The organism is Comamonas sp. C11, from assembly GCF_024496285.1.
Taxonomy (GTDB): Bacteria; Pseudomonadota; Gammaproteobacteria; order Burkholderiales; family Burkholderiaceae_C; genus Comamonas; species Comamonas testosteroni_F.
In genome coordinates this window covers 2,283,611-2,294,512 of record NZ_CP101743.1, presented here as the reverse complement: position 1 = coordinate 2,294,512, position 10,902 = coordinate 2,283,611, and the positions used below count along the sequence as shown (strand labels likewise).

At 61.8% G+C, this 10,902-nt stretch carries 8 protein-coding genes and 2 tRNA genes; 6 read left to right on the top strand and 4 right to left on the bottom strand.

All coding sequences use genetic code 11. The features are described from left to right. The first annotated feature begins 111 nt into the window (after positions 1 to 111). The 4 genes from NOX35_RS10540 (at position 112) to NOX35_RS10525 (ending at position 1,889) form a co-directional block, all read left to right on the top strand. Entirely contained in the window at positions 112 to 537 is a 426-nt protein-coding gene (locus tag NOX35_RS10540) for an NfeD family protein (protein WP_114862288.1), read from the top strand. Between the two features lie 90 nt (positions 538 to 627). Further along, the gene (locus NOX35_RS10535; RefSeq protein WP_003063190.1) at positions 628 to 1,548 is read left to right on the top strand and encodes an SPFH domain-containing protein; all 921 of its coding nucleotides are present in this window, start codon (positions 628 to 630) and stop codon (positions 1,546 to 1,548) included. A 92-nt stretch (positions 1,549 to 1,640) separates the two neighbouring features. Further along, positions 1,641 to 1,731: transfer RNA gene (locus NOX35_RS10530), tRNA-Ser, on the top strand. A 67-nt stretch (positions 1,732 to 1,798) separates the two neighbouring features. Next, a tRNA-Ser gene (locus tag NOX35_RS10525) sits at positions 1,799 to 1,889 on the top strand. 280 nt (positions 1,890 to 2,169) lie between these two features. Here the strand turns inward: NOX35_RS10525 and NOX35_RS10520 are convergent. The 3 genes from NOX35_RS10520 to NOX35_RS10510 form a co-directional block, all read right to left on the bottom strand. Beyond that, on the bottom strand, positions 2,170 to 3,576 hold the full coding sequence (locus NOX35_RS10520) for an efflux transporter outer membrane subunit (RefSeq protein WP_182286627.1): 1,407 nt from the start codon (positions 3,574 to 3,576) through the stop codon (positions 2,170 to 2,172). Further along, entirely contained in the window at positions 3,573 to 6,719 is a 3,147-nt protein-coding gene (locus NOX35_RS10515) for an efflux RND transporter permease subunit (protein WP_182286626.1), read from the bottom strand. Before NOX35_RS10515 ends, NOX35_RS10520 begins: the two co-directional genes overlap by 4 nt. Positions 6,720 to 6,783: 64 nt before the next feature. Continuing rightward, positions 6,784 to 7,962: an efflux RND transporter periplasmic adaptor subunit gene (locus tag NOX35_RS10510; protein WP_182286625.1), complete on the bottom strand. Its 1,179-nt coding sequence runs from the start codon at positions 7,960 to 7,962 to the stop codon at positions 6,784 to 6,786. 193 nt (positions 7,963 to 8,155) lie between these two features. Here NOX35_RS10510 and NOX35_RS10505 point away from each other — a divergent pair, with 193 nt between their 5' ends. Continuing rightward, the gene (locus NOX35_RS10505) at positions 8,156 to 8,719 is read left to right on the top strand and encodes a TetR/AcrR family transcriptional regulator (protein ID WP_182286624.1); all 564 of its coding nucleotides are present in this window, start codon (positions 8,156 to 8,158) and stop codon (positions 8,717 to 8,719) included. A 132-nt stretch (positions 8,720 to 8,851) separates the two neighbouring features. Further along, positions 8,852 to 9,241, top strand: a complete 390-nt coding sequence (locus tag NOX35_RS10500; RefSeq protein ID WP_256496911.1) for a VOC family protein — start codon at positions 8,852 to 8,854, stop codon at positions 9,239 to 9,241. Positions 9,242 to 9,293: 52 nt separating this feature from the next. On the opposite strand, the gene NOX35_RS10495 is transcribed toward NOX35_RS10500, so the two are convergent. After that, positions 9,294 to 10,550 (bottom strand): tetratricopeptide repeat protein, encoded by a 1,257-nt coding sequence (locus tag NOX35_RS10495; protein ID WP_232538188.1) that lies wholly within the window; start codon positions 10,548 to 10,550, stop codon positions 9,294 to 9,296. Between the last annotated feature and the right edge of the window lie 352 nt (positions 10,551 to 10,902).

Genomic DNA, 10,902 nt, shown 5'->3' with positions numbered 1-10,902 from the left:
AAAACGAAACAGCCGCGAAGTGTAAGGAATATCCTTATTGCGGCTTTGAAACAGGCTGTTTTTAACCCAGAATGTGGTGCACTAAATACAGGCCTTAACAGGAGCTCAGGTATGGATCACTCCACCGCGTGGTGGTTGCTTGTCGGTTTGCTAGTCATTGCGGAGCTGTTGACCGGTACTTTCTATCTCCTCATGCTGGCTCTTGGTGCCATTGCCGGTGCGCTTTGCGCTCACTTCGGCCTGGGCACCAGCAACCAGATCGTCGCCGCGGCCCTGCTGGGCTCGGGCGCCGTCCTCGTCTGCTATCTGCTGCGCAAGCGCAGCCCGCGCAGACTGCCCTCCTCCAGCAATCGCGATGTCAACATGGATGTGGGCGAAACCGTGGTCGTGGAGCAGTGGAATGCCGACGGCACGGCCCAGGTCCGCTATCGCGGCGCCACCTGGACCGTCATGGGACGTCAGGGCGCCCTGCCCATCCCGGGCCCGCATCGCGTGGCCGAAGTCATTGGCAACCGCCTTCTGGTTGACAAGATCTGATCACCAGCCAGCCCCGGCATGGTTATGCTGGGCGCTGCAACGCTTCGCTCTCTTTCTTCACACCAACGCCCCACAAGGGCTGGAGACAATATGGATTACGCAGTCCCTCTCGCCATCGCCATCATTGCCGTCATCTTCATCGTCCGCTCGATCAAGGTGGTTCCCCAGCAGCATGCATGGGTCAAGGAGCGCCTGGGCAAATACGCAGGCACGCTCACACCCGGCCTGAACTTTCTGATCCCGTTCGTGGATCGCATCGCCTACAAGCACAGCCTCAAGGAAATTCCCCTGGACGTACCCAGCCAGGTCTGCATCACGCGCGACAACACGCAGCTGACCGTGGACGGCATTCTCTACTTCCAGGTTACCGACCCCATGCGCGCCAGCTATGGTTCGTCCAACTACATCATGGCCGTCACCCAGCTCGCCCAGACCTCGCTGCGCAGCGTGATCGGCAAGCTGGAACTGGACAAGACCTTTGAAGAGCGCGACATGATCAATGCCCAGGTCGTCAATGCCATCGACGAGGCTGCGCTGAACTGGGGCGTGAAGGTGCTGCGCTACGAAATCAAGGACCTGACACCGCCCGCTGAAATTCTGCGTGCCATGCAGGCCCAGATCACGGCCGAACGCGAAAAGCGTGCCTTGATCGCCGCCTCCGAAGGTCGCCGCCAGGAACAGATCAACATCGCCACCGGCGAGCGCGAAGCTTTCATCGCCCGCTCCGAAGGCGAGAAGCAAGCGGCCATCAACAAGGCGCAGGGTGAAGCTGCCGCCATCACCACCGTGGCCGAAGCGACCGGACAGGCGCTGGAGCGAGTGGCCACGGCCATTCGCCAGCCCGGTGGCGAGCAGGCCGTTCAGCTCAAGGTGGCTGAGAGCGCCGTGGAGGCCTACAGCAAGGTGGCTGCGGACTCCAACACCACCCTGGTCATTCCTGCGAACATGACCGAGGTCTCCGGCCTGATTGCTTCCGCCATGAAGATGGTTCAGGTGGGCAAGAGCGCCTGAGCCTGCTCGCTTGAGGCCACATGCAGAAAAGAACTTTCTGCACTTTCATTTTGAGGTCGAAATTTCTGGTTAGAATAGCGGCTTCATCACACGGAGCGGTGGATGAGTGGTTTAAGTCGCACGCCTGGAAAGCGTGTGTGGGTTAATAGCCCACCGCGGGTTCGAATCCCGCCTGCTCCGCCAGATTTTAAAATCAAGTCGACCACACTTGATTTTTTACTTCAGAAATGAAGTATTTTGGGATCGCTGTGGAGCGGTGGATGAGTGGTTTAAGTCGCACGCCTGGAAAGCGTGTGTGGGTTAATAGCCCACCGCGGGTTCGAATCCCGCCTGCTCCGCCAAATGATAAAAGGCCTTGAAGAGATTCAAGGCCTTTTTTCTTTTCACCGCATTCGAGCGTGAGTGCGAATTGAATTCACGGTGCAGCATTAGCACCACGCGTATCCAGCCTGGCGCCGGCAAGTGTGAGGGACGGCATGGTCTTGCCGCCACCCACGCGCAAAAAAAGAGCCAGGACTTCGTCCTGGCTCTTGCACCGGCAGCGCCGGATTGCTCCCGGCGGCCGCTCTCGCTTGGCGAGCTCGCGTGAAGCTGGTTGACGGGAAACAAGCCCAGCAACACTCAACCAGCTGCTCGACCCCAGCCGCCACCCAAGGCCTTGAACAGCGTGGCCAGAGCCATCTGCCGCTGCGTGCTGACCTCGATCAGAGCCATCTGTTGCGCAAAATCGGTGCGCTGCGCATCCAGATAGCGCAGATGACTGTCCACCCCCGCGCGATAGCGCAGCTCGGCGAGCTTGAGCGTATTCGCGCTGGTCTGCACCAGGCGCTGGCGGGCAAGCTCCTCGCGCCTCAGCGTCTCCACGGAGGCCAGTGCATCACTGACTTCGCGAAACGCCGTCTGAATGCTGCGCTCGTAGCTGGCGATCGCCATGTCCTTGCGCAGCTGAGCGACTTCCAGATTGGCGCGATTGCGGCCGCCATCAAAAATCGGCAGGCTCAGCTGCGGCATAAAGGACCAGGAGCGCTGACCGCCGGCAAACAGATCGGAGAGCTCGGCACTGGCCGAGCCATAGGAGCCCGTGAGCGAGATACGCGGAAAGAACGCGGCCCGCGCCGCGCCAATGCTTGCATTGCGTGAGCGCAGCTGATATTCGGCGGCTCGGATATCGGGACGCAGCACCAGCAGCTCGGACGGCAGACCGGCGCCGATCTCCTGCACCATGGGTTTGGCATTCAAATCCACGACAGCCTGCACCGCGCCATCACCCACCAGCCAGTCCAGCGCGTTTGCGGCCTGGCGCAGCTCGCGCTCGAAGCGCTCGACTTCTGCGCGCGCCAGCTCAAGCTGTCCTTGCGCCTCCTGCTCGTCCAGACGGCTTGCAGTGCCGGTCTTTCTGCGCTCGCTCATCAGCTGCCATTCCTTCTCGCGCGCCTGCAAGGTGCGCAGCGCCAGGGCATGGCGCTGCCGCGCGCTATCCTGGGCCAGCGAGGCCTGGATCACTTCTGCGATCAGACTGATCTGCACGCTGCGCGCGGCCTCTTCGGTGGCCAGATACTCCATGAGCGCGGCCTCGGACAGCGAGCGCACACGGCCGAAGAGATCGAGCTCGAAAGCCATCAGCCCGACACCCGCCTGATAGTTGCTCTGCACCCTGGCCGCTCCTGTGCCGCTCAGGTCGGCAGGCAGGCGCTGGCGGTTGCCCCCGGCCTGAGCCTCCAGACCGGGCAACTGGTCCGCACGCTGCACGCGATAGGCCGCGCGAGCAGTCTGTACATTGAGCAGTGTCTGACGCAGATCGCGGTTGTGGGCCAGCGCCGTTTCGATACGCGAGCGCAGGCGCTCATCGATCACGAACTCCTTCCAGTGCAAACTCTGCACCGATGCAGTCGAGGCCGATGATGCCGCGCTCCAGGTGCCGGGAATGGGCGCAGCAGGCCTGTCATAGGTCGGTGCAAAAGAGCAGCCGCAGAGCACTGCGGCAATCAGCGTCAGCGCTGCGGTACGCATGGGGTTTCGCCCGTTCATGCGGGTTCTCCTTCGGAGTCTGTGTTTTTTTCCTCCGGCACTGCGCGGCGCTTGCGCCGCAGAGAGAGCACGAAGACAAAGAAGATGGGCACGAACAGCACACCCAGCAAAGTGGCGCTGAGCATGCCGCCGATCACGCCGACGCCGATGGCGGCCTGGCTGGAGGCTCCCGCCCCGGTGGCCAGTGCCAGCGGCACCACCCCGAGGATGAAGGCCAGCGAAGTCATCACGATGGGACGGAAGCGCAAACGGGCTGCCTGCAATGCCGCTTCCGCCAGCGAATGGCCACGCTCGTGCAGGTCCTTGGCGAACTCCACGATCAGGATGGCGTTCTTGGCCGCCAGGCCGATGATGGTGATCAGGCCGACCTTGAAGTACACATCGTTCGAGAGACCCAGCGCCGAAGTGGCCAGCACCGAGCCCAGCGCACCTATGGGCACGATCAGCATCACGGCCGCTGGAATGCTCCAGCTTTCGTACAGGGCCACGAGCAGCAGGAACACCACCACGATGGCCAGTGCGAACAGCTTGGGGGCCTGTGCGCCAGCAGCCTTTTCCTGATAGGACAACGCCGTCCACTCGTAGCCTATGCCGCGCGGCATCTCGCCCAGGATGCGTTCGAGCTCGGCCATGGCCTCGCCCGTGGTGTGCCCGGGCTTGGCATCACCCGCGATACGGAAGGCCGGATAGCCGTTGTAGCGCGAGATCTGCACCGGCCCCTGCTCCCATTCCACGCTGGCAAACGAGGCCAGCGGCACCTGCTCGCCCTGGGCATTGGGCACATACAGGCGCAGCAGGGCCTCGGGCGTCATGCGCGCGGCCGTGTCGGCCTGCACCACCACGCGCTGCAGGCGCCCGGCATTCGGAAACTCGTTGATCACGGCCGAGCCATAGGCCGTGGACAGCACGGCACTGATGCTCGCGAAGCTTACGCCCTGGGCCTGGGCCTTGCGCCGGTCTATGTCCAGACGCAGCTGCGGCGCGTCTTCGAGGTTCTCCATCATTGCGTAGGCGATCACCGGCGAGGCATTGGCCTTCTTCAGCAGCTCGTCGCGCGCGGCGACCAGGGCCTCGCGGCCCAGATTGGCGCGGTCCTGCAGACGCAGCGCAAAACCGCCTGAATTGCCCAGGCCGTCAATGGGTGGCGGATCCACAGCCATGGCCGCACCGTCGGACAGACTGCCGAAGCGCTGATTGAAGGCCTGGACCTCATCCCACGACGCCTGGCCCTTGCCGCGCAAGGACCAGTCCTTGAGCGTGACGAAGGCCATGGCCGCGTTCTGCCCCATGCCCGAGAAGCTGTAGCCCATGAGGAACTCGGCCTGGGCCGTGGCGGGGCGGCTTTGCACATAGGCTTCCATGTCGCGCACCACGGCCTCGGTACGTGCTTCGGTCGCACCAGGAGGCAGTTGCACGCTGACGATGTAGTAGCCCATGTCTTCATAGGGCACAAAGGACTCGGGCATGCGCGTATAGGCAAAGCCCAGCCCGCCCACGATGGCCGCATAGATCAGCATATAGCGGCCCGTGCGCCTGACCAGACGCTGGTTGAGCAGCGAAAAACGCTCTGTCAGCTTGGCAAAGTGACGGTTGAACCAGCCGAAGAGGCCTTTCTTCTCCTCGTGGTGATCCTCGGCAACCGGCTTGAGCAGCGTAGCGCACAGTGCTGGCGTGAATGTCAGTGCCAGCAGGCCCGAGAACAGGATGGAGACCGCCAGCGACAGCGAGAACTGACGGTAGATCACGCCCACCGAGCCACTCATGAAGGCCAGAGGCAGGAACACGGCCACCAGCACCAGCGTGATGCCGACGATGGCCCCCGAGACCTGCTGCATGGCCTTCACCGTGGCGGCCAGCGGCGAGAGGCCCTCCTCGGCCATGAGACGCTCCACGTTCTCCACCACCACGATGGCATCGTCGACCAGAATGCCGATGGCCAGCACCATGCCGAACATGGTCATCATATTGACCGAGAAGCCCAGCGCATACATCACCGCCAGGGTACCGGCCAGACACACCGGAACCACGATGGTGGGAATCAGCGTATAGCGCAGGTTCTGCAGAAACAGCCACATCACCAGAAACACCAGCACCACGGCCTCGACCAGGGTCTGGATCACCTTGCCGATGGCGACTTCCACAAAGCGCGAGGTGTCGTAGGGCACGGCGTACTGAATATCGTCGGGGAAGTTCTGCGACAGCTCGGCTAGCCTCGCCTTGACCGCCTTGGCGGTCTGCATCGCATTGGCACCAGGTGCCAGTTGCACGGCGGCCGCCACTCCTTTGTGGCCGTCCTCGCGCGAGGCGAAGCTGTAATCGAGCTGGCCGACCTCGAGACGCGCCACATCGGCCAGGTGCACGGCCGAGCCATCGGCCCTGGCCTGCAACACGATCTGACCGAACTCTTCGGGCGAACTCAGCGTGCCCTTGACGGCAATCGTGGCGCTGAGCTCCTGCTCGGACGATCCGGGCTGGCTGCCGAAGCTGCCCGCCGGCACCTGGGCGTTCTGCGCGGCAATGGCCGCATTCACGTCCGCCACCGACAGGCCGTAGCCCAGCAGCTTCTGCGGATCGACCCAGACCCGCATGGCGACATCGGCGCCGAAGTACTGCACCTTGCCCACCCCGGGCACGCGGCGAATCTCGTTATTGATGTTGCGCACCGCATAGTCGGAGAGGCGGACCTCGTTCTTGCCGCTGTCGTCACCCTTGTAGGTCAGCGAATAGATCAGCAGGAAGTTGGCGCTGGCCTGCTCTACCTGCAGACCCATCTGCATGACCGATGCGGGCAGCCTGGCCTCGGCCTTCTTGATGCGGTTCTGCACCTCGACCTGGGCCAGTGCGGGATCGGTACCAGGCGCGAAGGTGGCCGTGATTTCGGCCAGACCCGTGGCACCGCTGGACGAGTCGAAGTACAGCAGACCCTTGGTGCCATTGAGTTCCTCCTCGATGACGCTGGTCACCGACTCCATTACCGTGGTGGCCGATGCCCCCGGATAGGTTGCAGAGATGGAGATCTGCGGCGGCGCCACGTTGGGAAACTGCGCCACGGGCAAGGCCGGGATCGCCAGCAGGCCGGCAAGCAGGATGAAGATCGCGACCACCCAGGCCAGCTTGGGGCGATCAATAAAAAACCGGGACATTATCTATCCTTGAATAAGGCTTGTCTTTTGGGCATTCAGCGCTTTCAGGACCAGCGCATACTGCTCATTTTTTTACAGCGGCTTCCGCGTCTTTGACGGCGTCCGCGACATTTGCAGCGGCAGCTCTGACCTGCACCTTGGTGCCGGGCACGGCTGCAGCAAGGCCCCCGACCAACACCCTGGCGTTTTCCTTCAGGCCCTCGGTGATATGCCACTCGGATCCGTACATGGCGCCGGTGCTCACCTTCTGAGCCTGCACAGTGTTGCGCTCATCGAGCACCAAGACATGGGCCAGTCCATCGCTGCCGCGCTGCACCGCACGCTGAGGCACGAGAATGGCCGCGGGATCCTCACCCAGCCCCAGGGTCACACGCACATACATGCCGGGCAACAGCAAGCCATCCTTGTTGGGAAATTCACCACGCAGCGCAAGCTGGCCGGTGCCGCGATCCACCGTCACATCCGAAAACAGCATGCGACCCTGACGCTTCTCGTCCAGGCCGTCCGCCACCAGCGTCACGGAAGCACTCCTCTGCGACTGCTCCCCCTGCTGCTGTGAACGCAAGCGCGTGGCCAGCGCTGCGGTCTGGCGGAAATCGGCATAAATGGGGTCGAGCTGCTGTATCACAGCCATCGGTGTGGCCTCCCCCTGACCGACCAGGGCGCCTTCCGTCACCAGCGCACGGCCGATGCGGCCCGCAATCGGGGCCCTCACCGTCGCATAGTCCAGGTTCAGGCGTGCCGCCTCTACTTCGGCCTGAGCAGATTGACGCGTGGCCATGGCACTGTGCAGCGCAGCCTTGGCACTATCGAAATCCTGGCGGCTGACGGCTTCCTGGGCAACCAGCGGTTCGTAACGACGCACCACGGACTGAGCATCGGAAAGCGCGGCCTCGGCTCGTGCCAATTCGCCCCGGGCCCGCGACAGCGCCGCGCGCAGCGGCGCAGGGTCGATGTTGAACAGTACCTCGCCGGCCTTCACATCGGCACCCTCTTTGAAGTTGCGGCTCAGCACGATACCCGGCACCCGCGCACGCACCTCCGCCACACGCACGGGCTCGACCCGCCCGGGCAGTTCAGCGCTGATGCTCAGCGCCCTGGGCTTGACGGTCACCACATCCACCAGCGGCAATTCCTGAGGCGGGGCGCCCGCTTCCGACTTGATGCAGCCGGCCAACATCATTGCGGCCGCCAATGCGGCCAGGGCCGGCCAGGCACGCACATTCTGGCTGTTCTTCTTCATGGCTTTTGAGTCTTGTCAAATCTTGAAAGAAGCGCATGATGCATGAAAATATTTTTTGAATCAAATTTGATTCATTAAGACCTATATTGATTCATGGCATTTTGATACCAAGTAAAGTTGCTATCCCAAGCTTTCAGGCACGCTGCTTGAATCAAAATAGGTTCATCCGTATCCGCCCCAACCGGAGCCACGAATGACGACAGCCCCTCACGACAACACAGCAATCCTCCCCCCCTTGGCCCTGGCCCTGGTCAACCACCCGCGCGCCACGCTTCAGGAACTGGCAAAGGCCATAGGCATCAGCAAGGCGACCCTCTATCGCTTCTGCCCCACACGCGATCTGTTGATCAAGCGCCTGCTGGAGCAAAGCCTGCGCACGCTGGACGAAGCGCTGGATGAGGCCCGTATCGAGGAAGGGCCGGTGCTCGAAGCACTCAAGCGCCTCAATGCCAAGCATCTTGAACATCGCGAATTCACGCTGTTCCTGACCTATTACTGGAACGAAGTCGAAAAACCCATGGAGGAAAATGCGATCTGGGAACCCAAGGTCGACGCCTTTTTCCTGCGCGGCCAACAAGAAGGCGTGTTCCGCATCGATTTCAGTGCCGCAACGCTGACCGAGTTATGGCTGGGAACCGTGATCGCGCTCATCGATGGAGAACGCCGCGGTCGCATCCCTCGCGCCCCGCTGGCACAGCTTGCCGAACAGGCGTTTTTGCAGGGCGTCATGCGCCAGGACGCAACGGCAACAGCCTGACAGAATCGACCCGGACTGCAGCCTTAACGGCAATGCCTGCCTCCAGCTGCACCATGCTCATGCCGTTCCCCTGCAACGCGAGCTCGCGTGCCCTCACACTCGTTTTCACAACCAGAGAGTAGCCTTGTCACGATCAGTCACCTCGACCACCTGGTTCTCACCACGGCCAATGAAGCGCAATGCATACGCTTTTACACCGAAGTCCTCGGCATGCGACTGGAATCCTTCATCGGCGGCACTCCGCCCGTGGAGCGCAAGGCCTTTGTGTTCGGTCAGCAGAAGATCAATCTGCATGTGAAAGGGCACGAGTTCGAACCCAAGGCTCATACGCCGGTACCCGGAGCTCTGGATCTGTGCTTTCTGGCCTCCGTGCCGCTGGACGAGGTCATCAAACGCCTGGAGCAGTTGTCCATCCCCATCGCAGAAGGTCCCGTGATGCGCACCGGAGCCACATCCCGAATCCGCTCCATCTATCTGCGCGATCCCGACCTGAACCTCATCGAAATCTCGGAGCTGGCCTAGCCGCCATAACTCCGATCAACCGAGGCCGGGAGGCATGCCCCCCGGCACCCGGTCAGAGCTGTGCCAAAGCCTTTTGTGCCGGTGCATGGCCTTGCTCTGCGGCGCGCTGCAACCACTCACGAGCCTGCTTGGCATTCTTCTTCACACCCAGACCGTCCCGGTACAAAGTTCCCAGCGCGTACTGGGCAGGGGCATCCTGCTGCTCGGCGGCCAGCCGATACCACTTCAGCGCCTGAGCCAGGCTCTTGCCCACACCCTCGCCGTTTTCATACAAGGTGCCCAGGTTGTACTGGGCCTTGGCATAGCCTTGATTGGCTGCCATGGTGAACCACTTGGCGGCCTCGGTGTAGTTGGGTTGTGCAAAGCCCTTGCCAAGATATTGAAAGACACCGACGTTGTACTGGGCCAGAACATTGCCCTTGAGTGCCGAGTTCAGGTTCTCCATGTATTCCATGGACTGCGCAAACTCCGCCGACTTGGGCGATGAAGCGGAGAGTTGCCCCAGCCGCTGCGCCGCCGCCGCATGCTGGTACTTCAGCGCCTGGGTGTAATAGGCAATCGCTTCTTTCTCGTTGCGATACTCGCCCTCTCCCTGTTCGAACAGGCGGCCCAGTTCATAGTAAGCCTCGCCCGAGCCGCGGATGGCCACAGCGTGCAGCAGCAGCACGGCCCGCTTGTAGTCGGGGTCCACACCCTGGCCTTCGAAGCAAATCTTTCCCAGCAGCAATTGGGCTTTCTGCACGCCTTTGTCTGCCAGCGGGGCCAGCCATTTCGCGGCTTCGGCACGATTCTTCTCCACGCCTTCGCCAAGGTAATACATCTCGGCCACCGTGAACTGCGCGAGCACATCGGCCTGCTGGGCCGCCTTCAGATACCAGCGAAACGAGGCCTGCAAATCCTGAGGCAGCAACTCGCCTTTGCGGTAGACAAAGCCCAGGCCATTTTGTGCCGTCACAGAGCCCTGCCGTGCGGCGCGCTCCAGCCATGCGACACCTGTTGCGGCATCCTTCTCAACTGTTTCGCCTTTTAGATAGATCGTTCCCAGCAGGTTCTGCGCATCGAGATTTCCAGCGTTTGCAGCCTGATGAATGCGTGCCAGGCCTGCCTCAGGATCTTTTTTCACACCTTCGGCACCCAGCACATAGACCAGACCCAGCAGATACTGAGACGGCGCGTGATTGTGCTCAGCAGCCAGACGTAGCCAGCGCAAGGCATCGTCGGCATTCTTTTCCACGCCATTGCCGTAAAGATAGGCCTTTCCCAACTCGTACTGTGCCGCGACATCGCCTGTCTTCGCGGCATTGACCATTTCGCTGGGCTGAGCCTGCGCACAACCCAAAACTGACAGCCAAGCCGACAGCACCAAAGCACCAGACCATCGCGCAAGCATTGCTTCCCCTGTTCACAAAAAAATGTGAGTATATAGAAGCAATACCTTGCCCATAAAGCGTTGACAGCTATCAAAACCATACTAAACCGCCTCAGCATGGAAATGACTGCCGATGGGGCTGGTCCTGGCCCATCGTCACAGAGCCGCCATGTGCCCGCGCAGTGTCTCTTGTCTCGGGACAGCATTGCTGCTCGAGGCTCGCTCGGGCCAGGCGGCACAGAGATCTGCCTGCTCGAACTCTGCCAGCGTGCAACTTGCACCGCATGTTTGC

Bases quoted from the DNA above. Each gene is read 5' to 3' on its own strand.
- NOX35_RS10535 (WP_003063190.1), top strand. From the start codon at position 628: ATGGATTACGCAGTCCCTCTCGCCATCGCCATCATTGCCGTCATCTTC.
- NOX35_RS10515 (WP_182286626.1), bottom strand. From the start codon at position 6,719: ATGTCCCGGTTTTTTATTGATCGCCCCAAGCTGGCCTGGGTGGTCGCG.
- NOX35_RS10510 (WP_182286625.1), bottom strand. From the start codon at position 7,962: ATGAAGAAGAACAGCCAGAATGTGCGTGCCTGGCCGGCCCTGGCCGCA.
- NOX35_RS10495 (WP_232538188.1), bottom strand. From the start codon at position 10,550: ATGGTCAATGCCGCGAAGACAGGCGATGTCGCGGCACAGTACGAGTTG.
- NOX35_RS10520 (WP_182286627.1), bottom strand. From the start codon at position 3,576: ATGAACGGGCGAAACCCCATGCGTACCGCAGCGCTGACGCTGATTGCC.
- NOX35_RS10505 (WP_182286624.1), top strand. From the start codon at position 8,156: ATGACGACAGCCCCTCACGACAACACAGCAATCCTCCCCCCCTTGGCC.
- NOX35_RS10540 (WP_114862288.1), top strand. From the start codon at position 112: ATGGATCACTCCACCGCGTGGTGGTTGCTTGTCGGTTTGCTAGTCATT.